At 69.8% G+C, this 26,827-nt stretch carries 16 protein-coding genes; 9 read left to right on the top strand and 7 right to left on the bottom strand.

The window, feature by feature from the left end; all coding sequences use genetic code 11:
* Positions 1-24: 24 nt before the first annotated feature.
* Together JJ683_RS06800 and JJ683_RS19630 are read right to left on the bottom strand one after the other, a co-directional pair.
* Entirely contained in the window at positions 25-636 is a 612-nt protein-coding gene (locus JJ683_RS06800) for a hypothetical protein (protein WP_200172458.1), read from the bottom strand.
* Positions 637-787: 151 nt separating this feature from the next.
* Entirely contained in the window at positions 788-3,283 is a 2,496-nt protein-coding gene (locus tag JJ683_RS19630) for an SEC-C metal-binding domain-containing protein (RefSeq protein WP_200172460.1), read from the bottom strand.
* 145 nt (positions 3,284-3,428) lie between these two features.
* Between JJ683_RS19630 and JJ683_RS06810 the strand changes: the two genes are divergently transcribed.
* From JJ683_RS06810 to JJ683_RS06830, 5 genes are all read left to right on the top strand, one after another.
* Positions 3,429-6,212, top strand: coding sequence for a DUF1156 domain-containing protein (locus tag JJ683_RS06810; protein ID WP_200172462.1), 2,784 nt, complete (start codon positions 3,429-3,431; stop codon positions 6,210-6,212).
* Positions 6,213-6,806: 594 nt separating this feature from the next.
* Positions 6,807-7,361: an Ltp family lipoprotein gene (locus JJ683_RS06815; RefSeq protein ID WP_200172464.1), complete on the top strand. Its 555-nt coding sequence runs from the start codon at positions 6,807-6,809 to the stop codon at positions 7,359-7,361.
* Positions 7,362-7,730: 369 nt separating this feature from the next.
* Positions 7,731-8,858, top strand: a complete 1,128-nt coding sequence (locus JJ683_RS06820) for an XRE family transcriptional regulator (protein WP_200172466.1) — start codon at positions 7,731-7,733, stop codon at positions 8,856-8,858.
* 166 nt (positions 8,859-9,024) lie between these two features.
* Complete coding sequence (locus JJ683_RS06825; RefSeq protein WP_200172468.1) at positions 9,025-12,423, top strand: DUF499 family protein; 3,399 nt, start codon at positions 9,025-9,027, stop codon at positions 12,421-12,423.
* A 2-nt stretch (positions 12,424-12,425) separates the two neighbouring features.
* Positions 12,426-14,300 carry a hypothetical protein gene (locus JJ683_RS06830; RefSeq protein WP_200172469.1) on the top strand — a complete coding sequence of 625 codons (1,875 nt, stop codon included), beginning with the start codon at positions 12,426-12,428 and terminating at the stop codon, positions 14,298-14,300.
* Positions 14,301-14,556: 256 nt separating this feature from the next.
* On the opposite strand, the gene JJ683_RS06835 is transcribed toward JJ683_RS06830, so the two are convergent.
* Positions 14,557-16,242, bottom strand: a complete 1,686-nt coding sequence (locus tag JJ683_RS06835) for an AMP-binding protein (RefSeq protein WP_200172471.1) — start codon at positions 16,240-16,242, stop codon at positions 14,557-14,559.
* Positions 16,243-16,441: 199 nt separating this feature from the next.
* Between JJ683_RS06835 and JJ683_RS19635 the strand changes: the two genes are divergently transcribed.
* Complete coding sequence (locus JJ683_RS19635; protein ID WP_200172474.1) at positions 16,442-17,110, top strand: GntR family transcriptional regulator; 669 nt, start codon at positions 16,442-16,444, stop codon at positions 17,108-17,110.
* Positions 17,107-18,387 (top strand): MFS transporter, encoded by a 1,281-nt coding sequence (locus JJ683_RS06845; RefSeq protein WP_200172476.1) that lies wholly within the window; start codon positions 17,107-17,109, stop codon positions 18,385-18,387. Before JJ683_RS19635 ends, JJ683_RS06845 begins: the two co-directional genes overlap by 4 nt.
* A 29-nt stretch (positions 18,388-18,416) precedes the next feature.
* On the opposite strand, the gene JJ683_RS06850 is transcribed toward JJ683_RS06845, so the two are convergent.
* Together JJ683_RS06850 and JJ683_RS06855 are read right to left on the bottom strand one after the other, a co-directional pair.
* Positions 18,417-20,078, bottom strand: a complete 1,662-nt coding sequence (locus JJ683_RS06850) for an ABC transporter permease (RefSeq protein ID WP_200172477.1) — start codon at positions 20,076-20,078, stop codon at positions 18,417-18,419.
* Complete coding sequence (locus JJ683_RS06855) at positions 20,075-21,100, bottom strand: ABC transporter ATP-binding protein (RefSeq protein WP_200172518.1); 1,026 nt, start codon at positions 21,098-21,100, stop codon at positions 20,075-20,077. The genes JJ683_RS06850 and JJ683_RS06855 overlap by 4 nt, the downstream gene beginning before the upstream one ends.
* A 140-nt stretch (positions 21,101-21,240) precedes the next feature.
* On the opposite strand from JJ683_RS06855, the gene JJ683_RS06860 reads away from it, so the two are divergent.
* Complete coding sequence (locus JJ683_RS06860) at positions 21,241-21,828, top strand: GbsR/MarR family transcriptional regulator (RefSeq protein WP_200172479.1); 588 nt, start codon at positions 21,241-21,243, stop codon at positions 21,826-21,828.
* On the opposite strand, the gene JJ683_RS06865 is transcribed toward JJ683_RS06860, so the two are convergent.
* Positions 21,789-23,324 (bottom strand): flavin-containing monooxygenase, encoded by a 1,536-nt coding sequence (locus JJ683_RS06865; RefSeq protein ID WP_200172481.1) that lies wholly within the window; start codon positions 23,322-23,324, stop codon positions 21,789-21,791. The two genes, JJ683_RS06860 and JJ683_RS06865, sit on opposite strands and share 40 nt — an antisense overlap.
* A gap of 306 nt (positions 23,325-23,630) precedes the next feature.
* Here JJ683_RS06865 and JJ683_RS06870 point away from each other — a divergent pair, with 306 nt between their 5' ends.
* Complete coding sequence (locus tag JJ683_RS06870; protein ID WP_200172483.1) at positions 23,631-25,517, top strand: hypothetical protein; 1,887 nt, start codon at positions 23,631-23,633, stop codon at positions 25,515-25,517.
* Positions 25,518-25,582: 65 nt separating this feature from the next.
* On the opposite strand, the gene JJ683_RS06875 is transcribed toward JJ683_RS06870, so the two are convergent.
* The gene (locus tag JJ683_RS06875; protein WP_200172485.1) at positions 25,583-26,761 is read right to left on the bottom strand and encodes a cystathionine gamma-synthase; all 1,179 of its coding nucleotides are present in this window, start codon (positions 26,759-26,761) and stop codon (positions 25,583-25,585) included.
* Positions 26,762-26,827: the final 66 nt, after the last annotated feature.

The raw sequence follows: 26,827 nt of genomic DNA on the forward strand, positions 1-26,827 counted from the left end.
TCCGGACGGGCCCGCGATCGCCGGTCAGCCGCTCGCGTCTGACACGTCAAGATCCACTAGGAGCACCTCGTTGCGCACGGCGCTCGAATCGGGATCGCTCGGGCGGTAATGGTGCAGTCTGGCGGGCGCCCGGACTACGTCGTAGAACCATTCGTTCCCAGCGATCGGCTCGAAACCGCTCCAGCCGTGCCGGTCCACCGCTCCCCAGTCGTGCAGCACCGACACCACCTGGAGCCCAGTCACCGTGCCCACGGTGATGGTTTCCGGATCCATTTCCGGCGCGTCGGGGGCCCGCGCGGGCCGCCGCTTCTCTGTTGCGTTCACGGTGAGTGCGCCGGACATGGTCAGGGAGTCGGGTATGGGGATCGGTGCAACATACTTGGCGCGCAGATCGCCACAGATCGCGATCGCAGACTGCTTGATGACAGTGCCGGCCGGGCTATCCGGGTCGAGATAGGTCTTCGGCGCGCGGGACGATGCGCGCAGTTCCGTGGTCAGTCGCCACCCGGGTCGGAGACCTGCCCAGTACCGGTTCCATTCCTCGGTCCACCACAGCTGCCATCGCACCTGGTCCCCCACCGCAGGTGGCTCGAACCATATGTACTTCTTCGCGTCGAACACCACCGGTATACGCATCGCACCAATCATCCCAGGGATGCGGCGGCCGGCGGGCGCCGTCGGCGGATCTCGACGCGACGTCGCACCAATCCAGTGAGCGCATGCCTGCGGTTTCCGATCCGAAATCGTAGGCACGCGCTCACCGGTCACGAAACAAGGACTCGCTCAGCTACAACCCCAGCATCTCCCGCAGCCGGGCCGGGCTCATCCCGCCGGGTCCGGTGGCCTCCGGGAACGAGTCGAGCAGCCGGATCACGTCGTCGCGGGTGGTGGGATCCTCGGCCGCCTCGCGCGGGGTGCGCCCCTGAAGTGCCGGAATGGACTCGTCTGCCCACTTGCGTTCGTAGTCGCGCACGAATTCCTCAAGCGCCTCCGCCGCAGCGGGATCCAGCTCCGGCGCGGGCAACGCCGCCGCACCGTCCGACTCCGCCCGGTCCATCAGCTCGGCGGCGCTGCTGCGCGACTCGTCGACCAGCTCGGCGCCCGGAGCGATGGAGAGCAGGTGCTCGGTCATCGCCTCGTAGCGCTCCTCGCTCATCGCGTCGACGGTCAGCGCCAGCTCGTCGTCCTCCGCGGGGATCTGCGCAATCGTGCCGAGGACGCGCGTCCCGTCCAGCCAGGTCCACTCGTCACCGTCGCGTTTTCCGTAGCGGCGGCTGAGCTTGCGGGCCACGCCGGTCGCGTCGGGGATGACGAACGTCCCCGTACAGATCACCATCTCCTCACCGGTGGCGGTGCGCATCTGCAGCGGGGCGTAGCGGCGGCTGAGCAACTCGATGAGCCCGAACGGGTCGACCGGCTCGTCGAGGATGTCGATGAGCTCGCCGCGCAGCACCGGGTCGATCGTCTCGATGCCGCCGTAGATGACGTTCTCGTCGCCCTCGGGGACGACGCGGACACAGAGGAACTCGCCGGTGCCGATCTCCCGCGACCCCGTCCGTTCCGTCACCTCCACCCGGTCGCCGGCGCGCGCGTCACGGAGCGTGAAGCCATCGCCGGGGCGCGATTCGAGCACCTCGTACACCGACCGTTCGACCAGCATCCACTGCGCCGCGAGCATCTTGTCTTCGTCGGTCAGCAGCGGCCCGCAGTAGTCGAGGAACGCCTCCAGCAGCCGGCCCTCGATCAGGGCGACGTCGGCGGCCAGCGGATCGTCGGCCAACTGGGGCACGACGTCCTCCGCCACGTATGTCGCTCGCGCCTCGTCGAGCGCGTCGATGACGATCCCGAACTGGCTCATCCGGGCGAAGGCGAAGGCCTTGGTCTGCAGCAGCTGATTCCGCAGCTTGGGGCTCACGCGCGGCGTGCCGCGGTGGCACTTCTTGTACTTGCGGCCGGAACCGCACCAGCACGGGTCATTGCGCCCTGGCTCCGGACCGGCTTGCGAGAGAGTGTCCTGGAGGAACGGGATGAGCGGGTTCTCGTCGGGATCGGGAAGCCGACGGAGGTAGGAGAGCGCCCGCTCGTAGTCGGACCGGATCAGCGCGAACGCGAAGAGATCGTGCACGCTCAGCAGCCAGGTCTTGTCGGCTGCGTGAGCTTCGCGCAGCAGTGATTCGGCGCCGCCCACGTCCTTGAGCCGCAACGCCGCGGTAGAGGCCAGATACAGGGCAGCGGGACGGGCGCAGGTGGGGGCGAAACGGGCCACCAGCTCGCTGGTCTCACGCAGCCCGGCGTACAGGCGGACCGCAGCGGCGGGAAGGGCGCCGTACTCCCGGTCGGCGTCGGGATCGCCCTCCTCGGCCGCCGCGTGCTGCACCGACTGGTCGATCATCGCGAGCAGGTCGATGACCTCGTCGTAGTCGTCGAGGCCATCGAAGGCCTGCGGGTTGCGCACCAGCGCCGCGCGGACCGCCTCTTCCCGTTCCGCCGAAGCCATCCGGGAGAACATGAGCATCCGCAGCCCCACCCCGCCATCCGGGCCCTCGCCGGCGAGCATGCTCTCACGCAACTCGCGGCGGGAAGTCTCGAGGTCCGCATGCGAGCGGGCGAGATGCCCGTTGTCCAGTACGTATCCCGCCTTCTCGACCAGCTCGGACACGGGCAGCGTGGGCGTGCACAGCAGCCCGTGGTCCCACGTCTCCTGGTGCAGGATGTCGTCGACGTACACCGACTCGCCGGGCGCGACGGCCGCGTCGAAGACCGGGCGCAGATCCACCTCCACCGGCGTCGGCACCGGTTCCACCGACACCGCGCCGTCCTCGGCGATGCGCACGCCGATCAGGGCCCCGGGGCGGTATCCGGCGAGCGTCCCCGGCGCGAGGACCAGCCCGGCGTCGATCGACTCGGCGAGCTCCTCCGCGCCGCGCTCCTCGAACACCGCAAGGTCGCCGAGCATCGGCAGGTCCACGGGGGCGCTTGGCCGCAGGATCGTGAGCATCGCCAAGTCCGGTGCGTCCGCGAGAATGTCGGCGTCGATCTCGGCGGCGGTCACGCGCCGGGTGACGACCATGCTGTCGGCGATCCGGTCCATCACGACGGTGCGGCCGTCCGTGAACTCGACGACGTACGGCTGCGGCGGGTCGTGAACGAAGGCCTGCGCGTCGGACCGCCGCCAGCCTGCACCGACGAGCAGCTCGGTCCACTCTGCGCCGGTGATGGGCTCGTGTTCGCGGAGCAGGTCGATCGCGTCGTCCGAGTCCGGGTCGCTCTGGTAATCCGTCACGCCGCGACGGTACCGGGCGGGCGCGGCGGGAGGCGAACATGCGCCTTCGCGTCCCCACCCGCCGGCCAGGCCTTAAGGTTGTGCGCATAACGCGTTGTGTATTCCGTCAACGCGCAGCCCCGCATGTCCAAGGAGCCGCACAGTCATGTCCAGCGATGCACAACGCGTTGTCCCCAAGCGCAAGCTGATCGAGGTGGCGCTGCCGCTGGAGAAGATCAACGAGGCGTCGGCGCGGGAGAAGTCGATCCGCCACGGGCATCCGTCGACGCTGCACCTGTGGTGGTCGCGCAAGCCGCTAGCCACCGCCCGGGCGGTGCTGTTCGCGCAGCTGGTGGACGACCCGTCGTCGCACCCCGACCGCTTCCCCACCGAGGAGGCCGTCGCTGCGGAGCGCCGGAGGCTACACGAGCTGATCGAGCAGCTGGTGCTGTGGGAGAACTCGAACAACGAGGACCTGCTGCGGCGGGCGCACCAGGAGATCCTCGACTCCACCGACGGCAACCCGCCGCCGATCCTCGACCCCTTCGCCGGCGGCGGTTCGATCCCCCTCGAGGCACAGCGACTGGGGCTCGAGGCGCACGCATCCGACCTCAACCCGGTGGCGGTGCTCATCAACAAGGCGCTGATCGAGATCCCACCGAAGTTCGCCGGCCGCAAGCCGGTGTTCCCGGGCGCCGCGGACGAGCAGTTCTCCACCTGGCCGCGAACGACCGGGCTCGCCGAGGACGTGCGCCGTTACGGGCAGTGGATGCGTGACGAGGCGGAGAAGCGCATCGGGCACCTCTACCCCAAGGCCAGGCTCGACGACGGCACCGAGGCGACAGTGATCGCGTGGATCTGGGCGCGCACTGTCACCTGCCCCAACCCTGCGTGCGGGATCTCGATGCCGCTGACCAGCAAGTGGTGGCTAGGCAAGAAGAAGGGCAAGGAGGCGTACGTCGTGCCCTCAGTGGTCAACGGAAAGGTGACGTTCTCGATCGGGCATGACCCGACGCTCGCGCCGACGAAGGAGAACGACGGGACGGTCAACCGCCAGGGTGCCACGTGCATTGGATGCGGGACCCCGGTGGAGTTCAAGTACATCCGCGCCGAGGGGCGGGCCGGACGGATGGGCGCGCAGCTCATGGCGACGGTCGCCGCGGGCAAGCGGACCCGGATCTACCTGGCGCCGACGCCGGAGCACGAGGCTGCAGCGGAGGTGCCGCGGCCGAGCGATGCGCCCCCAGGGTCGATCTTCAACAACCCACGGAACTTCAACACCATCATCTACGGGATGACGGAGTTCTCCGATCTGTTCACCGCGCGCCAACTCACCGCGCTCACCACGTTCAGCGACCTCGTCGGCGAGGCCCGCGAACACGTGCTCGCCGACGCCCTCAGCGCCGGCCTGCCCGAGGGCGACCGGCTCGAGAACGGCGGCGACGGCGCCACGGCATATGCGGATGCCGTGGCGACTTACCTCGGTTTGGTCGTCAGCAAGTGCACGAACCTGTCCTCATCAATTACAAGCTGGATGAGTGATCGAGGGGCGTTCCGCGAAGTGTTCGCGCGCCAAGCAATTCCGATGATCTGGGATATAGCTGAGTCTTTCATTCTCGGAAACACGGGAGGCTCCTGGCTGACGACCCTTGACAAGGCCGCCCAGGTTGTCGAGGTGCTTCCCACCGGTCGCGGCTCTGCCCAACAAGCGAGCGCCCAGAGCGATCTCGCGACCCCAATGCTGGTTTCCACTGATCCGCCCTACTACGACAACATTGGGTATTCAGATCTTTCGGACTTCTTTTACGTTTGGCTCCGACGATCACTCCGGCCCATACACCCCCATCTGCTAAGCACCATGCTCGTCCCAAAATCCGAAGAACTTGTAGCGAACCCCTATCGCCACAACGGTAAAGAACGCGCCCACCAGTTCTTCGAGGATGGTTTCCGTGATATCTTCCGCCGTGCTCGCGAGTTTGCTCTGACTGATTTTCCCATTACCGTCTACTATGCGGTCAAGCAGTCAGAATCCACTTCGGACGGCGAAGTTTCCACCGGTTGGGAAACTATTCTAGAAGGTATTGTTGGCACTGGGTGGGTTGTCACTGCCACGTGGCCTATGAGGACGGAAGGTTCAGGTCGACTCCTCGCGCGCGGCACTAACGCCCTCGCGTCTTCCATCGTCCTGTCCCTCCGCCCGCGACCCGAGAATGCGCCGTCGATCGACCGCCGCGGGTTCCTCGCCGTGCTCAAAGATGAGCTGCCCACCAAGCTCAAGGAACTCCAGCAGGGCGCCATCGCCCCGGTCGACCTGCCGCAGGCCGCGATCGGCCCGGGCATGGCGGTGTTTTCGCGCTATTCGGGCGTGCTCAACGACAACGGCACAAAGATGACGGTGCGCGCTGCACTCGCCCGTATCAACGAGATCCTCGACGAGGTGCAGACCGACCAGGAGGGGGACTTCGACTCGGAAACGAGATTCTCCATCGCCTGGTTCCGCCAGCACGGCTTCGACACGGGCGCCTTCGGCGACGCAGACAACCTCGCCCGCGCCCGCAACGCGTCCATTGAGCACCTCGACCGCTCCGGCATCCTCACCAGCCGCGCCGGCAAGGTCACGCTGCTCTCCCCCGCCGCGCTCGCCGACATCTACGAGGACAAAGTTTACGACCCGAGCGCGGACGAGCTCATCAGCGAGTGGGAAGTGGTCATGCACCTGACCCGCGCGCTCGCCGCCGACGGCATCCGCGGTGCGGGGGCACTCCTCGCGACCGTCCCCGACCACGTCGACCGCGACCTGTGCAAGGAGCTCGCCTTCCTCTTGTTCGCCATCGCGGACGACCGCAAGCGAAGCCAGGTGGCGCAGGAGTTCAACGCGCTCGGCACCGCATGGAACGACATCGTCACCGAAGCCAAGAACGGACCCGGTCAGCTGTCAATGGAGATGTAGCGGCCGCCCCTACGCGCCGTGAGCGTATGCGGAACCCGCCGGATCTCCGCCGATTCCGGCGGTTTCCGCATACACAAGGCGGATCGGCCGGTAGAAAGCGGGCCGCGCCACCGCCGGGCACACTTCCCGGCTACGCCTCGTCATCTCGCTTCGACGTGCGGGACCTTCGGGATCCAGAGCGCCTGGACGGTTGTTTAGATCTGGCCAGAGTGGATGATCGCCCGCACCCCATCTGGCTCCCGCACTTGCGGACAGCCTTCCTTCTCAACACTCGCGCCAGCTGCGACCTCTGCACAGTCCGCGCGACGATATCGCGGTCGCGGCTCCGACCCCAGGACCCGGACCGCCCGGCACCGCACACCCCGCACCGCCAGCGCGACCGGCTCTGCCCGCCGGCTGCCCCCGCAGACCTCCCAAGTTCTCAGCCCCCGAAGTGACCTGAACCCCGGTCGCCGACAAGAGAAAAGTTGTCGGTGGGCATTCCTACTCTGTTTTCAATGCACTAAGAGGCGCCGGTGGACCTCACCGCGAGTCGTCGAGACACGCGCGGCACGCCCACCCCGCAGCGCCTCCACTCGGAAATGGAGAATCGACATGGAAACCGAACAGAAGCGCCCCTGGTACACGAAGAAGCTCTGGTGGGTCGTCGGCGGCATTTTCATCGTGATCGTCATCGGCGCTGCGATCGGCGGATCGAACTCGAGCGAATCCACACAGGCGTCGTCCGCGAAGCAAACCACGCAGTTCCACATCACCGAGGCGTCACCCGCTACGGCCGCTCCCGCGCAGCCCACGACGCAGTCGCCCGCGCCGGCTCCAGCGACCGCGCAGGCCACCACTGCTGCACCGGCGCCGGCCATGTCCCGCGCCAGGCAGAACGCCGTTAGGGCGGCGCGGAACTATCTCGGCTACACCGCGTTCTCCCGCAGCGGTCTCATCGAGCAACTCGAGTTCGAGGGGTACTCGACCGACGACGCCACCTTCGCCGTCGACGAGGTGGCCCCGGACTGGAACGAGCAGGCCGCCAAGTCCGCAGAACAGTACTTGGACTACACCTCGTTCTCCCGGCAGGGGCTCATTCAGCAGCTCGTCTTCGAGGGCTACACCCCGGAACAGGCGACGTACGGGGCGGACCAGGCCGGGCTCTGACCGGATCGTGAACCGCCTCGGACACCTGCCCTGGCTCCCCCGCACCCCACTCCTTCAGCATGTTGAAAGCCTGTTGAGCGTCTCTGTGGGTGACAACTGTCGGCGGTGGAGCCTGGGAGGTGTACGCAGTGAGAGCGAGTTCAGTCGACAGATCGGCCCGAACTCTTACCGCGGAGCACGCGGCCACACAGCGACGAAGATCTCGGGCACGGATCCTGAGTTCGACGCACCACCGTTAACGTCGCCATTGTCCGGTTCGGTGCAAGAATCCGAGGGCAGACCATCGCCGACGTGGGGACCGGCCATGACGCTACCCGGCACCCCAACCATTGCCCGACGGCAGGCGACCACGTGATATCGGAGGCGAGGATGTCGATTTCACGATCGTCGAAGCGTCCTGAGGGCTTCCTCGATCCCGATCGCATCCGCATTGCTCGCACTCGACGCGGGTTGACCAAGGCGGATCTTGCACGTCTGCTCGCGGTGACGCCGAGGACCATCACCCGCTACGAGTCCGACGGTGCGCCCACCGCCACGTCGGCGCACCTCGCGCAGGCGCTGGAGTTCGCCGAGAGCTATTTCACCTCGGCGGGTGCCCCCGAACTCGACGTCGCCCGGGTGAGTTTCCGTGCCGCACGCCGTGCGACCGCTCGCAGCCGACACGCAGCCGTCGCCGCCGGGACGCTCGGCATCGAGATCGATCAGTGGATCAGCCGTCGGTACACGATGCCGACGGTCATGCTTCCCACGTACTCGGGTGAGGGCCCCACGCTGGCGGCCCGACTCCTGCGCGCCGAGTGGGCTCTGGGCACTCGGCCTCTGCCGAACGCAATCCAGCTGGCGGAGTCCCGCGGCGTGCGCGTGTACACGCTGGCGCCGATCGCCGAGGACGTCGACGCCTACTCCACATGGCACGGCGACACCCCATACATCTTCCTGTCTCGCAGACGCAGTCCGGAGCGGATGCGATTCGACGTCGCCCACGAGCTGGGCCACCTGGTCCTGCACGCGGCGGCAGGGTGCGACGACCAGTCTCACGAGCGCGAGGCCGACGCCTTCGCCTCGGAGCTGTTGATCCCACGGGACTCCCTTCCTGAACACCTCAGAAAGGATCCGACCTGCGCCGAAATTCTCGACGTGCGCAGCCGTTTCAAGATGTCCGCCATGGCTCTCGCCTTCGCGGCGCATAAGGCGGGGCGCATGACCGACTGGACCTACCGTCAGTTGTGCATCGAACTGTCCGGCCGCGGCTACGGGAGCACCGAACACGGCGGTATGCCGGCGCACGAAATGTCACGGGTCTTTCCCCAGATTCTCGGGAGCGGACCGGGGAAAGTCACTGCACGCCAGATCGCCGCCGAACTCAGCCTGCCTGCCGAGGATGTCAGGAGTATGACCTTCGGCGTCGAGTTGCACACCGCGCACGAGCGCGCCGACTCCCCCGCCTCCGCGTCTGCACCGAGTATCAGGACCCATCCGCATTTGAAGGTGGTGTGACCGCTTCCACCGAGAATGCTGACTGCAGCCCCGGGGGCGCGCCTCCACGCTGATCCCGCCACGCCGGTGAATCCTGTCGCAGCTCCCGGCTAGGGTGCTATGCACAACACGTTGGCATTCAATCAGTGCGCCGGCACACGCGCATGCGGGAACAGGGGGCACACCCATGGCCTTGAGCAATCGCGACCGCGTGGGGCGCGCGTTCGAGCAGCTGGCGGAGGGCCTCGACCAGTTCCTCACCCGGGTGTTCGCCGGCGAGATCACCGGCGACGCCGACTGGACGGCACTGCTGCAGCTCCGGGACAAGCAGGGCGGCATCTCCGGCAAGACCTACCAGCGGACCGATCCGCAGTGCAGCCTCAAGATCATCGCCACCAACGTCACCGGCCAGATCAAGAAGGGCTGGTTCCCCCTCAACGACTTCCTCTCCCGCGCGCAGATGTCCCTGGCCAGCGAGCTCATGGATACCCGCAACAAATGGGCGCACAACGGCTCGTTCTCCGGCGACGACGCCTACCGGGCGCTGGACACGATGGAGCGCCTGCTCACCGCCGCCGGTCAGCCCGATCAGGCCGGTGAGGTGCGCAAGTGGCGCGTGGAGATCATGCGCATCTCGGCCGACCAGGCGGATCGCAAGGTGGTCTCCTCCGGCACCGCAGAGGTCGGCGCGTCGGGGGTCACCCCGTGGCGGGAGGTGCTGCGCCCCCACGAGGACGTGGCCAGCGGCAACTTCCACGCCGCCGAGTTCGCGGCCGACCTGGCGATGGTGTCCCGCGGGGACGGCGACCCGGAGTACACCGACCCCGTCCCGTTCTTCCAGCGCACCTACCTCACCGAGGGGCTGCGTGACCTCATCGTCCGCGCGGTGCGCCGCCTCGGCGGGGACGACAATGCCTCCCCGGTCATCAATCTGCAGACCAACTTCGGCGGCGGCAAGACGCACTCGATGCTCGCAGTGTGGCACCTGGCCTCAGGCACCCCCGTCATCGACTACCCCCAGGACGTGCAGGACGTGCTCGCGGGGCTCTCCCTGCCGGGGTCGGTGCGCCGGGTGGCGCTGGTGGGCACGCAGATCCAGGCCGGCGCGGTCAAGCCCATGCCCGACGGCACCCGCGTGCACACCATCTGGGGACTGTTGGCCTGGCACCTGGGCGGCGCCGAAGGCTATGCGATCGTCGAGGAGTCCGACCGCGCCGGAACCAACCCCGGTGAGGCGCTGCGCACCCTGTTCGAGCGGTTCGGCCCCGCGGTGATCCTCATCGACGAGTGGGTGGCCTACGCCCGCATGCTGCACGGCCGGGACGACCTCGTGGACGGCAGCTTCGACGCCCAGTTCACCTTCGCCCAGACCCTCACCGAGGCGGCCAAAGCGGTCTCCGGCGTGCTCGTGCTCATCTCCATCCCCGCCTCCGCGGAGATGAAGGACGGGGAGTACGTGGGCGACGAGGAGGAAGTCGGCGGCGAGAACGGCCGGGCCGCGCTGCGCATGCTGCGCAACGCGATCGGCCGTGTCGCGGACCAGTGGCGGGCGGCCGGCGCCGAGGAGGCGTTCGAGATCGTCCGCAGGCGCCTGTTCGAGACACCTGACGCCCAGGCCCTCGCGCAGATCGGGGCCACCGCTCGAGCCATGGTGGAGTTCTACCGCAAGAACAGCGACGACTTCCCGCGCGAGGTGCGCGAGAACGACTACGAGGAGCGCATCCGCCGCAGCTACCCGGTGCACCCGGAGCTGTTCGACCGCCTCTACCAGGACTGGTCCACCCTCGAACGGTTCCAGCGCACCCGCGGCGTGCTGCGGCTGATGAACACCATCGTCGGTCAGTTGTGGCGCGACAACGACTCGGCGCCGCTGATCATGCCCGGTTCGGTGCCCCTGCGTGCCGACGCCGTGCTCACCGAGCTCACTCAGTACCTGGGCGACGAGTGGAAGGCGCTCATCGACACCGACGTGGACGGCGAGCACGCCGCGCCGGCCCGCGTGGACGCCGCCAACAAGGCGCTGGGCCAGCGTCTCGTCACACAACGTCTCGCCCGCACCGTGTTCATGGGGGCGGCGCCCACCCTCACATCCGCGCACAAGGGCATCGACCAGCAGCGCGTGTTCCTCGGTACCGCCCTGCCCGGAGACCAGCCCGGCAGCTTCCACTCGGCCCTCAACCGCCTGGCCAACACCGCCACCTACTTCTACAGCTCGGGGGCGATGTACTGGTACGACACGCAGGCCAACACCACCCGCACCGCCCGCGACTACGCCGAGCGCCTGCACCCCGAAGACGTGTGGGCCGAGGTGACGGCGCGACTGGAAAAGCACCGGAAGGTCTCGGCCGACGGTTTCGCGGCGGTGCACGTGGCGCCCGAGAACACCGCCGACATCCCCGACGCGCCCGAGGTGCGCCTGGTCATCGTGCCGCCGGCGCACACCCACTCCAAGACTGCGTCCACCGCCAAGGACTGGGCCCTCGACGCCACCGAACACCGCGGCAGCGCGGCCCGCCAGTGCCGCAACATGATCGCGTTCCTCGCCGCCGACGACGCCCGCTACGGCGAGCTGTCCGAGGTGGTGCGCGAGTACCTCGCGTGGAGCTACGTGCACGACAACGCCGACAAGGAGCTCAATCTCACTGCCGCCCAGCGCGAGCAGGCCCGCGAGCGCCGCGAGAAGCTCGACACCACGGTGGATGCTCGCCTGCTCGAGACCTACATCCACGTGCTCTATCCCGTCCAGCCGGTGGCGAACCGACCGCTGACGATGGAATCGGAGAAGGACACCACCGGACAGAACCTCGTCGACAGGGCTGCTGCGCGCATGCGCAATCAGAGCGCCCTGGCCACACAGCGCAGCGGCAACCTCGTGCGCATGGACATCGACCGCTACCTCCGGGGCGACTGGGACCGGGACGGGCACATCGACTCCGGCACGCTGTGGAGCTACTACACCCGCTATCCGTACATGCCGCGCCTGCGTGATCGCACGGTGCTCGAGGCCGGGGTGCTCGACGCGCTCGATCAGCTCCTGCCGCTCACCGACGGATTCGCCGTGGCCCAGGAGTGGGACGGCGCCCGGTACGTCGGACTCGTCCTGCCCGGCGATCCCACGCCGCCGCAGGTCACCGACGCGCTGCTCGTCGTCGAACCCGGACGCGCGGAAAACCAACGGGCCCAGGAGATCATCAAGCGCGACAAGGAGCGCGAGCGCATCGATGGCGGAGCGGGCGACAACGACGGGACCGACGACGGGCGCGGCGTCGAGTCCGGCCACGGCGGCGGAACCGGTGCCGACGGCCAGTCCGGCGGTCGCGGCGCCAACGCGACCATTCCGCCCGGCCCCCGCCCGAAGACCCGCTTCTTCGGCTCCGCCACGCTGGGGCAGCTCTACGGCAAGGACTTCTCCACCATCACCGACGAGGTGATCCAGAACCTCGCCGCCGTCGACGGCGTGCACCTGGAGGTGCGCCTGGAGATCACGGCCACCGCCCCGGGCGGGTTCGACGAATCCACCGTGCGCACCGTCGGCGAGAACGCGAACACGCTCAAGTTCGACCAGTCCGGCTTCGAGGAGGACTGAGCGTGCTCGGTTACCGCTCCTTCTTCCGCTTCCGTGACGAGCCGAACGCCCAGGAGGTACTGCACGGGCAGCTCTTACGCTGGCTCGGCAGCAAGTCGTGGGACGCGGAGAAGCTCGTCGAGGGCAGCGCGCAGGAGATCGCACCGCGCGTCACCGGCACCCTCGTCCACGTCGGCGATGCCAGCGACGGCAACGGTGACGGCGACGGCGACGGCGACGGCGACGGCGACGGCGCGCAGAGTTCTCGGTTCGTCTTCGATCAGCACGAGCACAGCGGCACTTGGACCACCACGGTCACCCTGCACCTGGACGTCGGCGGCGAATCCGGCTGGGTGTGGTTCGACATCGACAGCCCCGAGGGAGGTCCGCAACCCAAGCCGCCACGTATCGCCGGTGAACTTCTGCGCTCGGTCACCGGCCGCGACGGTGACCACGTTCTCACCGGTCGGGCACGCATCGCGCGGCGTTCGCAGGCCACCGAGATCCTCCAGGCGATCGAGGACCCCCGGCGTCGCGGGCTGCTCTTCCTCGCCGGCACCAACGACGATCTGCCGCTCGACAAGTGGGCCGACTACCTGCGCGGCATCCTGCACGACACCGTCGGCTTGGCCTCCGCCCACGTCCTCGACGCGGAGACCACCGAGCTGGTCAATTCGTGGCTCCCCGCCACGCACCGCATCGCGCCTGGAACAGTGCGCACGTTCCGTCCCGGCGTGGACCTTGACGACCCGCTCGACGGAATCCGGCACCGGTACCTCACCACCGACCGAATTGTCCGCGCCAATCGGCACGCACTCCGCAGCCTGCTCGCCCATCAGGCGCGGGCGCTGTCCACCAGTGCGCCACTGCCCCGGGATGCAGCGGACGTCGACGCGCGCCTGCGCTCCCGACTCGACACCGCCCTGCTCGAGGACGCGACACCGCCGCAGGACCTCACCACGGAGACGGGCGGCGAGGGCATCCTGGAGGCCGCCGTCGAGGTGCAGGTATCGCCGGTCTTCACGGACTCGCCCTCCCCTGCCGGCCTCACGGACGGACCGGTGCTGACCGCGCTCGCCGACGTGCTGCGTGACGTTCTCGGCACCACCACCGTCGACGCGGCCACCATCCGGGCCCTCGGCGAACTCGCCGGCGGTGCGCGACACACCACCAAGGCGCGCGAGGATCTGCAGGAACGCTTGCGTCGGCTCGAAGAAGAGCGCGCCGAGGCGCAGTTTGAGGCCGAACTGCAGCGAACACTGCTCGAGGACGAACAGCTCGAACGTGTGCAAGCAGAGAACGAACGCGCCGAGGCGGAACGCCAACTCCGGCACGTACGCACTGAGCTCGCGCGCATGGGCGAGGCCGAGGCCGCGTGGTCGCAGCCTGACCTCGACCCGCTGGACATCCGCCCCGAAAGCCACGACGACCTGCTGCGGTGCTTCACCAAGCTCGAGTATGTCGAGTTCACCGGCGACGAATCGACCACGCATGATCTCGACAAGAACGACACGATGGGCGCCTGGGCAGGCAAGTCCTGGGACGCTCTCCTGGCGCTCAACGACTACTGCCGACTGACCGGTGACGATGCGTTCAGCGGCGACGTCCACCACTATCTGATGCACACGCCGGGCACCTGTCACGGATTCCCCGCCGGAGCCCACGCTGCCAGGGAAAGCGACACCGTCCAGAACGACAGCAAATACAGTGCGCCACGCACGCTGCCGGTACCGACGGACGTCGACCCGTCGGGCACGGTGTTCATGGGTGCGCACTTCCGGATCAGCCGCTCCGGCACCATCAGCCCGCGCATGCACTACTACGACGACGCGGCCGGCACCGGGAAGATCTACGTCGGCTACATCGGTCCCCACCTGCCGAATACCCGGACCAACTGACCGAAGCGCACGTGCTGGGACCCGCGAGATCGGTACGCTCGGCGCATGAAAGGTGAAGCACGCAGCAACGAGTACTCGCTTCCAGACCGGTCAGTGTCCGGAAGCGGACTTCAATCAGAATTCGCAGGATCGGAAAGCAGCTTCAGAGAACTGGCGTACAAGCAGATCGCGGACCCGCGCACAACCGACGGGACGGAGTCCCCTACGTGCCGCACGCCCGCGGAATCACCGTCCCGGCCCGAAAGCACATAGCCTCTCAACCCCGTAGGTCCTCCTCCCAGAACTCGTCCACGCCCCGCCGCGGCGCGTCCCGTTCGGCCGCCCGCAGCTCCACCCGGCGGATCTTCCCCGAGATCGTCTTCGGCAACTCGGCGAACTGGATGCGGCGGACCCTCTTATACGGCGACAGGTGCTCGCGGCAGTGCGCGAACAACGCCGCGGCGGTGTCCTCGTCCGGCGTCCACCCGCCGGTGAGCGCCACGTACGCCTTCGGCACCGCGAGGCGCACCGGGTCTGCCGCCGGGATCACCGCGGCCTCCGCCACCGCATCGTGCTCGATGAGCACGCTTTCGAGCTCGAACGGCGAGATCCGGTAGTCGGAGGACTTGAACACGTCGTCGGTGCGGCCCACGTAGGTGATGTAGCCGTTCTCGTCGCGCGAACCGACGTCGCCGGTGTGGTAGACGCCGCCCTCCATTGCGGCGGCTGTCCGTTCACGGTCGCCGTAATAGCCGGCCATGAGCCCCACCGGCCGTTCGGCGAGGTCGATGCAGATCTCCCCGTCGTCGCCGTGCTCACCCGTCGCGGGGTCGACGAGCACGATCCGGAATCCGGGCGACGGCCTGCCCATCGACCCGGCCTTGACGGGCTGGCCGGGCGTGTTCGCCACCTGCACCGTCGTCTCGGTCTGCCCGTACCCGTCGCGGATCTGCACGCCCCACGCCTGCTGCACACGCGAGATCACCTCGGGGTTGAGCGGCTCGCCGGCGCCGACGACGGTGCGCGGCGGCGTGCGCAGCCGACCAAGGTCGGCCTGGATGAGCATCCGCCACACCGTCGGCGGCGCGCAGAAGCTCGTCACCCCGCAGCGGTCCATCTCGTGCATCAGCCGCTCGGCGTCGAACCGCTCGTAGTTGAACAGGAATACGGTGGCCTCGGCGTTCCACGGGGCGAAGACGTTACTCCAGGCGTGCTTGGCCCAGCCGGGCGAGGAGATGTTGAGGTGCACGCCCCCCGGGCGCATGCCGATCCAGTACATCGTCGACAGGTGGCCGACGGGGTAGGAGATGTGCGTGTGCTCGACCAGCTTGGGCCGCGAGGTGGTCCCGGAGGTGAAGTACAGCAGCAGCGTGTCGTCGGCGCGGGTGGGCCCGTCGGGCGCGAAATCGTCCGGGGCTTCCGCCGAGTCGGCGTAGTCGATCCACCCGTCCGGCGCGGGCGTGGCTCCCACGGCGATGCGGGTGATTCCGGCGAGCGCGGCGAACTTGTCCGCGTCGCCCGCGCGGGCGACGGCGAACCCGGCGCCGCCCCGCTCGATGCGGTCACGCAGATCCGCCTCCACCAGCAGCGTGGTCGCGGGGATGATGACCGCGCCGAGTTTCATCGCGGCGAGCATCGTCTCCCACAGCTCCACCTGGTTCGCGAGCATCAGCAGGATCCGGTCACCGCGGCGCACGCCCAGCCCGCGCAGCCAGACGGCCACCTGGTCGGAGCGCCGTTTCATCTCCGCGAAAGACCACCTGCCCTCGCTCCCGTCCTCCTCGACGATCCACAGTGCCGGGCGCTCATTGCCGTCGGCGATCCGGTCGAACCAGTCGCGGGCCCAGTTGAACTCCGCGGGCCGCGGCCACTCGAACCCCGCGCAAGCGGCCGCGTAGTCGTCGCCGTGGTCCAGCAGGAAATCCCGTGCGGCACGGAACCGCTCCGTCGACTGGGTTGGCATGGGCCCTCCTCGTGTGCCGCGGTATGGAACCGGCCGGCGCCGGATCGTCCACACGGCGCCGGCCGGGGTCACAGGGGCGATGCTCGCAGACTTGCTCGCCGTGCACCGATGATCGCCCGTCCCGGCGGCCTGCAAGTGTGCAGAATCTGAACACGACCCGCTTGCATGCATAGATGCATGCAAGATTATCGTCGTGCGGGTGACCTCCCCTCAGCACGCCGCGGCGACAGCCCCGTCGGCCGCCGACCGCGCTTACCTGCACACCAAGGAGGCGATCATCCGGGGCGACCTGCCCGGCGGCACGGCCGTAAGCGAAGTCACGGTGTGCTCGGAGCTCGGCCTCAGCCGCACCCCGGTGCACGAGGCGTTCCTGCGCCTGGCCTCCGAGAACCTGCTCACGCTCGCCTCCCGCAAGGGCGCCCTGGTGCGGCCGATGCCACCGAGCGAAGCCGCGGATGTCCTCGAGATGCGCGAGGCAGTCGAGGCCACCGCCGCCCGCCGCGCCATCGCCGACGGTCGGGCCGCCGAAGCGGCGCCCGCGCTCGAAGAGGCGTTGCGGCGCCAGGAGCGGGCGCTCGCCTCCCGCCCCTCCGACCCGCCCGACACCGCCGCGTTCGTCGCCGCCGACGACGCCTTCCACACAGCGGTCGTCGCCGCGTCGCGCAACCCCATCGCGCTGCACTTCACCGGCCTGCTGCGCGACCGTCAGCAGCGCCTGCGTCACCAGCTCATGCGCGTGCACCCCGACCAGCTGCGGCCCGCACTGGAGCAGCACCGGCGCCTCGCCGCATCCTTCGCCGCGGGCGACGCCGACGCGTACGCCGCCGACTTGTCCGAACACATCGCCATGCACCAAGGGATCCTGTGAACACCGCGCTCACCGACGACCGCACCTCGCACTCTCCGCATTCCTCGCCGCGTTCCTCTCAGCGCCGCGCCGTCCCGCCCTGGCTGGCGATCTGGGGTGTGGTGTTCGTCGCCTCGTGGGCCGGCAACCAGTTCAGCCCCCTGCTGGTGATGTACGAAGACCGGCAGGACTACTCGTCGTTCCTGGTGAACCTGCTGCTCGGCGTCTACGTCCTGGGACTCGCGCCCGCCCTGCTGGTGGCCGGGCCGCTGTCGGACCGGCACGGGCGCAGGCCGCTCATGCTCGCCGGGGTGGGCACCGCCGTGCTCGGCAGCGCCCTGCTGGCGCTTGGCCACTTCGGCCCCGGATTCATCGCCTCGGGAAGGCTGTTCTCCGGGTTCACCATCGGCATCGCCATGGCGGTGGGCAACAGTTGGATCAAGGAGCTCTCGCAAGCCCCGTACGACCAGCGCGCGGGCCTCACCGCCGGCGCCCGCCGCGCCTCGCTGGCGTTCACGCTGGGCTCCGCGGGCGGCGCGCTGGTGGCGGGGCTGCTGGCCCAGTGGGGGCCGCTCCCCGACGTCCTGCCGTTCCTGGTGCACATCGTCGTGGCGGTCCCGTTCGCCGTCGTCGTGCTGCGCATCCCCGAGACCCACACGCCCGACAGCACGTCATCGCTGCTGCGACGGCTGCGCATCGACAGCGCACGGCATCCACGGTTCCTGCGCGTAGTGCTTGTGGCGGCGCCGTGGATCTTCGGCTCGGCCGCCATCGCCTACGGCTACCTGCCGACGAAGCTGCGCGACGCCACCGGCGACCAGGGCCTGGTGTTCGCGACCGCGGCCACCGTCATCGCCCTCGGGGTGTCGTCGGCGATCCAGCCCGTCGCCAAGCGCGTGCACTCGATGTCCTCGGCCCGCGGGTTGTCGGCCGCTGTGGTGATCATGGCCGCCGGCATCGGGCTGGTGTGGCTGGCGATCGACCTGCAGTCGGTGGCCGTGGGCCTCGTGTCCAACGTGGTGGTCGGCGCCGGCATCGGCATCGGCCTGGTCTCCGGGCTCATCGAGGTGCAGCGTATCGCGGGTGACAGGGACCTGGCGGGGCTCACCGGTGTCTTCTACGCCGCCGCCTACCTGGGCTTCCTTACCCCGACGCTGATCTCCGCGGTGGCGGGCCCGGTCCCGCTGGGCGTGATCTTCCTGGTGCTCACCGCGCTGGCCGCGGTGTGCTGGGCCGCACTCGCAGTCTCGTCGCGCAAGCACATCCCCGCAGGGCGCACGATCGCGGTGGACGGATAGGCCGGCCGCCGGAGAGGACCGCCGGTCCGTCACTGGGCCTGCAGGTCCCGCCGGCACAGCCCCGCCACGCCGCCCACCGTCAGCGCCGCGCCGATAGCGAGGGTGAGCAGCCACGCGCCCCACCCCATCGGCTCGGCGGGGGCCTGCGCGACCCACGAGAACGGCGACAGATCGACAGCCCAGCCCGGCAGGCCCAGCAGGTCGTCGAACCAGCCGACGATGAACGCCCAGGCCACCACAACCCACATCGCGTACTGCACCCGCGGTGCGAAGCCCACGAGTGCGGCGGTGAGACCGACGACCACCGCGACGGCGGCGAGCGGCACGAGCATCGCGCAGAAGACCCGCGGCAGCTGCGACACGTCGCCGGTGGCCAGGGCGTCGGCGACCGCAGCGCCGACCGCGCCGCACACCGTCAGCCCCGCCGCGGCGGCGGCCGTCACCGCGAGCCAGCCGCCGATCCAGCGCCGCCGCGACACCCCCGCCACCAGCAGCACCTCCGCCCGCCCGGACGTCTCCTCGCCGCGCAGTCGCAGCACCGTCGACGCCGCGAAGCCTGCCACCAGCAGCCCCAGAAGCAGGGCCACCATGGCGAAGTACTGGTCGACGATCGCTTCCGCGCCGCCGAACACCTTCTCCATCTGCGCGTTTCCGCGCACCATCTCCGCGACCTGGCTGCCCACCGACCCCAGCGCCGCGCCCGCCAGCACCATTCCGGCCGACCATCCGGCGATCGCCGCGCGTTGCATCCGGAAGGCCCACGCCGGCACGTTCGCCAGGCCGCGCGGCGCGGACGCCGCCCCCCGGCGCGGGGCGACCAGGGATCCACCGACATCACGGATGCCGTCCAGGCACCATGCCGCGCCCACCGCCGCCGCTGCGAGGAGCAGCGGGAGGGCGAGCGGCCACCAGCGGTCCTCGCCGAACGGGTGGGCGGCCTGCGCCCAGCCGATGGGCGAGAACCATGACAGCGTGCCGCCGCCGACGTCGCCGACCGCGCGCACGGCGAACGCCGCTCCCACGAGCCCCGCGGCCAGCCCTGCCGCGGCGCGGGCGTGCGAGAGCGCCTGCGCGCACACCAGCGACAGCGCCGTGAATGCGATGCCGTTGACGGCCACCTCCGCACCGAACAGCACCGCGCCGGCGGCCGGAAGCCCCAGTCCCAGGAACGCCGCGGCCACACCGGCTCCCGCCAGCACCGACGCCGCCGCCACCAGCAGGCCGGCCGCCGTCAGCGGCGCCCGCGGCCCCAGCACCCCGGCCCGCAGCAGTTCCGTGCGGCCCGTCTCCTCCTCGCCGCGCGTGTAGCGCACTGTGAGGAACACGGCCATGAGCGCGACGCCGACGAGCGCCACCGCATTGGTCTCGAACACCGTGATGCCGCCCGTAGTCTCCAGCGCAACGGGCGGGCCGCTCATCGCGATCGTGGCGGGGCTGGAGTCCATGGTCGAGGCGTAGGCGGCGCGCTCGGCAGCGTCCCCGTAGACGCCCTGTACCGCATTGGCCGACGCGCCGGTCACCGCGATGAGCCCCACGATCCACACGCCCAGCCGGATGCGGTCGCGTCGCAGGTGCAGCCGCATCAACGCGGCGGTGCCGGCGGTGGCGGAGGCGATGGCTCCCCTGTCGGGACGGGTGGCCCGCACACCGACGGAAACGCGCGGCAGACCGGCGGCGGGTGCGGCGCTCATGAGCGCACCGCGCTGTCCGCCGGTCGGACGTTCGCGTGGTCGCCAGTCCGGCCCTCTGACTGATCGTCGGGCTGATCGTTGTAGTGGCGCAGGAACAGCTCCTCCAGCGTGGGCGGGTGGCTGACCAGCGAGCGGACGCCGCCCTCGGCGACGGTGCGCATCACCGCGTCGAGCCGATCCGATTCCACCTCGAACGTCGCGTGCAGCCCGTCGGTCTTGAGGCCCACCACTGCCGGATGCCCCGCCAGCGCGTCGAGCGGCCGCGCGGTCTCCACCGTCACCGTGGTGCGGGTCAGGTGCCGCAGGTCTGCGAGCGTGCCGCTCTCCACGGTGCGGCCGGCCCGGATGATGCTCACCGTGTCGCACAGCGATTCCACCTCGGCGAGGATGTGGCTGGACAACAGAACGGTGCGCCCGGCCGCGCGGGCCTCACGGATGCAGTCCTGGAACACTTCCTCCATCAGGGGGTCCAGGCCGGAGGTGGGCTCGTCGAGGATGAGCAGCTCCACGTCCGCCGCCAGCGCCGCCACCAGCGCCACCTTCTGCCGGTTGCCCTTGGAGTAGGTGCGGGCCTTCTTGCGCGGGTCCAGGTCGAAGCGCTCCAGAAGCTCCGCCCGACGCGCCGGGTCCACCCCGCCGCGCAGCCGCCCGAGCAGGTCGATGACCTCGCCGCCGCTGAGGTTGGGCCAGAGGGCGACGTCGCCGGGCACGTATGCGAGCCGCCGATGCAGCGCGGTCGCGTCCGCCCACGGGTCGCCGCCCAGCAGGCGGACGGTGCTGCCCGGGTCCGCGCGCAGCAGCCCCAGCAGCACCCGGATGGTGGTGGACTTCCCGGCGCCGTTGGGCCCGAGGAAACCGTGCACCTCCCCCTGCCGCACCCGGATGGTGGTGGACTTCCCGGCGCCGTTGGGCCCGAGGAAACCGTGCACCTCCCCCTGCCGCACCCGCAGGTCCAGTCCGTTCAGGGCCCGCACCGCCCCGAACGTCTTGCGGAGCCCCCGTGCCTCGATCACCGCGTCCATACCCCCAGAGTACATAGTGTTCAGTATATTGTGAATACTGAGAATCTCGTGAAACACTGAGAGAGTCGGCGATGCCGCCCGACCCGAACACCGGGACGACTCACCCTCGCCCGCCCCGATGACCTGCCCCGGAGGTGCTCATGTCGGATGGACGTACCGCAGCGGAACCCGCGCCCGCCGACGACGGAAGCCCTGCGGACCACCCGGAGGACGCGGCGGTCGCCGAGTTCGTCGAGCGCTTCGCCTCGTCGATGACCACCTCCGGGCTGCCGCGGATGGCGTCACGGGTCTTCGCCACGCTGATGGCGGCACCGTCACGGGGCCTGACGGCGGCGCAGCTCAAAGACGAGTTGGGAGTGAGTGCGGGCGCGGTCTCCGGCGCGGTCCGCTGGCTGGCGCAGGTCGGCTTCATCACGCGCAGCACCGTCACCGGCACCCGGCAGGACCTCTACATCGCCGAGTCGGACTCGTTCGTCAACCTGATGCTGCAGGACATCCGCGCGCTGCGGGCGTGGCGGAACGACCTGCGCGACGGCGTGGCGGCGCTCGGCGCGCGCTCCCCGGCCGGGCGGCGCATGGCGGAGGCCCTGGAGTTCTTCGAGTTCCTCGACGGCGAGCTGCCGGGGATGATCGAGCGGTGGCAAGAGCTGCGACGGCGCCGCGGAAGCGCGGGTCAGGACGGGTCAGATCACGACGGAGCCGGCACCGACGACGAGCCGAACGCGTAGTCCGCCAACGGAAACCTGCCCGCCTCCCATAGCGCGTTCGCCGTCGAGGTGGGCCGCAGGATCGCCGCCTCCCCGTGCTGATTGAAGTAGTAGCTGCGCGAGCCCTCGCAGGTGCCGCGGTAGAACACCGAATCGTCGAGCAGGTCGGTCACCCGGTCCAGGAACGCGGAGTTGGCGCTCTCGGTGACCTCGAAGGTGTCCGCACCCGCCGCCCGCATGCCATGGAACAGGCGGGTGAGGTGCTTCATCTGCGCCTCGATAGTGGTGAAGTACGACAGGCCGCTGTACGAGTACGGGCTCGAGAGCGTGAGGAAGTTCGGGAAACACGGCACCGACACGCCCTCGTACGCCTGGAAACGGTTGTCCCGCCACCAAGCACCCAGGTTGCGGCCGCCACGGCCGATCACCTCGATGGCGGGGAAGTTCACGTCCCACAGGTTGAACCCGGTGGCCAGCACGAGGGTGTCGATGTCGGTGCGGCGTCCGTCCGCGGTGACGATGCCGCCGGCGTCGATGCGCGCGATCGAGTCGGTCTCCAACCGCACATTCGGACGGGTGAACGCGCGGAAGTAGTGGTTGGAGAACGTCGGCCGCTTGCACCCGAAGTCGTAGGCGGGGGTGAGCTTGCGGCGCAGCTCCCTGTCGCGCACTTGGCGGCGCAGGTGCCCCTTGGCCAGCCGCGCCGCCCCGGCATTGAGGAAGCGGCTCTGCCTGTAGTGCAGCACCGCGCTGACCATCATCGCCTCGAGCAGCGCGGTGTTGGCCAGCCGCGCCGCCTTCTGCGTCAGCGGCACGCGCGCGAACAGGCGCTGCACGGGGCGCGGGATGGGGAAGTCGACCTTGGGCACCACCCAGATGGGCGTGCGCTGGTAGACGGTGAGTTCGGATGCGGCGTCGGCGAGCTCAGGGATGAGCTGCACGGCGGTGGCGCCGGTTCCGATGATCCCGACGCGGCGGCCGCGCAGGTCCGCGTCGTCGTCCCACGCCGTGGTGTGCAGCACGGTGCCGGCGAACTCCTCGATGCCGTCGATGGCGGGCATCTGCGGCTGCGAGAGGAACCCGGTGGCGGTGAGCAGGTAGCGCGCGGTGACGGCCTGCCCGCCGCGGATCGCCACCGACCAGAAGCGGCCGCCCTCGTCCCACTGTGCGCCCTCGACGACCTGCCCGAAGCGCATCCGCCGGCGCAGGTCGTACTTGTCGGCGACGTGTTCTGCGTACTGCTTGAGCTCTGCCCCGGGGGCGAACAGGCGCGACCAGTACGGGTTGGGCTCGAACGAGAACGAGTAGGTGACCGAGGCGATGTCCACCGCCAGGCCCGGATAGTGATTGACGTGCCAGGTGCCGCCCAGGTCGTCCTCGCGCTCGAGGATGAGCACGTCGTCGATTCCGAGGCGCTGCAGCGCGATCGCCGCGCCCATGCCCCCGAACCCGGCGCCGACGATGACGGCCTCGTACTGCGGCCTGTCCCGCCCGCCCAGCGTGTCCACGTCCCTCATCCGGCCGCTCCCCTCACCATCACACCCGCACGCCGCATCCGGCCTCTGTGACAGTGCCGGGAACATGAGGCGAATTAACTGTAACCATGCGTTCACCATTAAGTGTGTCACATAGCGCGGCCCGCGTCACCCGGTCGCCGCTTCGCGCGCTCCACCTGCGAGGAGAGCGTCGGTGCGCACCATCACAATCCGACCACGGCGACGCGCACCCGGCATTGCGAACGGAGTTGTCGTGTGACAATGCGTGTCGGCGGAGAAACCGCGCAGACCGAGAGACCGCGACCATCAGGACCGAGGAGCAGACCCGTGCACCAGTGCCCGATCTTCTTCCGCTTCGACGTCCCCGGCGCCCTCGCGATCATCGACCGGACCGTGAGCGACTGGTTCGCGGAACTCGGCTGGGAGGGCCGCATTCCGGCGCCCGGCGAACGCGTCACCCTCGACGCGGCCTCGCACGCGGCACGCGCCGGCCGCATCGATCGCGAAAGCGGCCGCCGCAACGGGCGGATAGTCCTCGCCTTCGGCGGCGACGGCGGGGCACTGGAACGCAAGCCCGGCCCCGTCCCCGGCGGCGGTGCGCGCATCGGCACGGCGCAGCACCGCCCGCGCACCACGGCGATCACCTACGAGGTCGACCGTTTCGGCCGGCGCGGCTGGGTGCTGGTCCGTGAATACTCGGAGACGCCTCCGGCACGTGCGCCCCGCATCGCCACCGCGCTGGCCTCGGAGCTCGGTGCCCGCGACGGCGCGCACCCGCTGACGCCGGGCGCCCCCATCGTGCAACGGCCGGACGTCTCCGATCTCCTCGACGCACTGCGCGACCCCGGACGCACGCGACCCCTCCTGGTCGTCGGCACCGACCACGGGTTCCCGGTGCGCAGGCTCGCCGACCTCGTCGCGTCCCTCGCGGCCGACGCGGAGACGCTTCTCACCGCGCGGGTCCTCGACGCACCGGCCACCGCGCAGTTCAACGAGGCGGTGCCGGAGGCGTTGCGGATCGGCCCCGGCACGGGCGCGGTCCTCCCGCCACTCACTCCCGGCGCGGGCGGCGGCACCGCAGTGCCAGAGGAGGCCGACACCGGATTCCCCGTGCACCACAGCGTCATCGGGGCGGACAGGCTCATCGCCGACGAGTACGGCCTGCGCCGCGAACTGTGGCACCTGGCGCTGCGGTATGCGCGTGCAACCGAGCTGCCGCCGGCCGTCGAGGAGGCCGACGCGCCCCTGAGCAGACTCATCGACCGGTGCCGGGAGGTTCCGTCCGCAGCCGATGCCCGGCCCGCCCGCGGCGAGGCCGCGGCCACCGCCGACGATGTCGCGCACGCGCCGGATCCCCCTGTGCCGGCGTCGGATTCCGCGTCGCCGAAGCCCGGCGCCCACGTGGCACCCGGCGACAGGGTCCCGCACACCCGTTCCGGCGGGCTGCCCGGCGGGCCGCTCGGGTCGCTGCTCGGCGACATCCTCGAGGACGTGCTGGGCGACCGCGCGATCGACACGGACTCGCTGGAGAACCTGCGCATCGTGGCCCGGCGAGGCCTCCGCCGCACCCGCGAACACCGCCGCGACCGCGACGAGATCCGGCGGCTGCGCCACGCGCTCGCCGCCGCGCACCGCACCATCGACGATCTGCGCGGCGCACCCGGGCAGGCGGAGCCGGATCCGCCGCCGGACACCCCGCCGACGAAGAGGCATGGGCCCGACCACGCGCCGGGCACCTTCGCCGAACTCCTGGACCGCCTCGACGGGCTTCCGCGCGTGCAGTTCACCGGCGACCCGCAACCCGCCCTGCGCCTGGACCGGCAGTCGAACTCCCGCGGATACGTGCACAAGACGTGGAAGGCGCTGCTCGCGCTGTCCGACTATGCGGAATCGCGCAGCACCGGCACCGGGCCGCCCGGCGTGCACAACTACCTCACGCAGACTCCGCCCGGCCACCGCGGATTCTCCGTCCACGACCATGCCGCAGTGGAGAGCGACACGACCACGCGCGCGGCGGCGTTCCGGGAACCGCGCGTGCTGCCGGTGCCGGAATCGGTGCACCCCGACGGCGAGGTGTTCATGGGCGGACACTTCCGCGTGGGCGGCGGGAGCATCATCAGCCCGCGCCTGCACTATTACGACGACACCGGGTGTTCCGGCACCATCTACGTCGGCTACATCGGCGCGCACCTGCCCAACCAGTCCACCAACTGAGCCGGCGCCGCAGTGGCGAGAAGCCAGGGCGGCGCCGGGGCAGGGCAGCACGTCAGGGCAGCAGGTCAGAGCCCCTCGAGCGCCTGCTCCACGTCGCCCAGCAGGTCGCCGCCGTCCTCGATGCCCACGGACAGGCGCACCAGGTTCTCCGGCACCTCCAGCAGCGACCCGGCCGTCGAGGCGTGGGTCATCGCGCCCGGATGCTCGATGAGCGACTCGACGCCGCCCAGCGACTCGGCCAGCGTGAAAATTTCGGTGCGCGAGCAGAAGTCGAGCGCCGCCTGCTTGCCGCCCGCGAGCTGCACCGACACCATGCCGCCGAAGCGCCGCATCTGCGTGGCGGCGACCTCGTGCCCGGGGTGCTCCGCGAGCCCGGGGTAGAGGACCTTCTCGACGGCCGGATGCCCCGTGAAGAATTGGACCAGCTTCTCCGCGTTGTCGCAGTGTCGCTCCATGCGCACCTCGAGCGTCTTGATTCCGCGGAGCGTGAGGAACGCGTCGAACGGCCCGGGCACCGCACCGGCGCCGTTCTGCAGGAACGCGAACGCCGCGTCCAGCTCCTCGTCGTCGGTCACCAGCGCACCGCCGACCACGTCCGAGTGGCCCCCGATGTACTTGGTGGTGGAATGCAGGACCACATCGCCGCCCAGCGTCAGCGGGTTCTGCAGGTAGGGCGAAGCGAAGGTGTTGTCCACCACCAGCTTCGCCCCGCCCTCGTGCGCCACCTGCGCCAACGCGGCGATGTCGCCCACGTTGAGCAGCGGGTTGGTGGGCGTCTCCAGCCACACCAGCTTGGTGTTGGGGCGCATCGCCGCACGGACCGCGTCGACGTCGTTCACGGCCGCGGGGGTGTACTCGATGCCCCACTGCGTGAAGACCTTGTCGATGAGCCGGAACGTGCCGCCGTAGGCGTCGTTGGGGATGACCAGGTGATCGCCGGGGCGCAGCGCGGCACGGATCATCGTGTCCGTCGCGGCCATGCCCGAGCCGAACGCCCGGCCGAAGGTGCCCGCCTCGATGGCGGCCAGGTTCGCCTCCAGCGGCCGGCGGGTGGGGTTGCCCGTGCGCGCATACTCGAAACCGTCGCGCATCCCGCCCACGCCGTCCTGCGCGAAGGTGGACGAGGCGTAGATGGGGACGTTCACCGCGCCGGTCTGCGGATCCGGCTCGTAACCTGCGTGGATGGCCCGGGTGGAGAACCCCTGCCACGATGGTGCATCGGCCTGGCTGCGCTGCTCGCTCATGCGGAACACACTACCGATCGGGCCCGCCGTCGCCGATCCCGGGCGGCGGCCCCTGCGGGCGTGACC

The sequence above is a fragment of the Tomitella cavernea genome (genome assembly GCF_016599145.1).
Classification (GTDB): domain Bacteria; phylum Actinomycetota; class Actinomycetes; order Mycobacteriales; family Mycobacteriaceae; genus Tomitella; species Tomitella cavernae.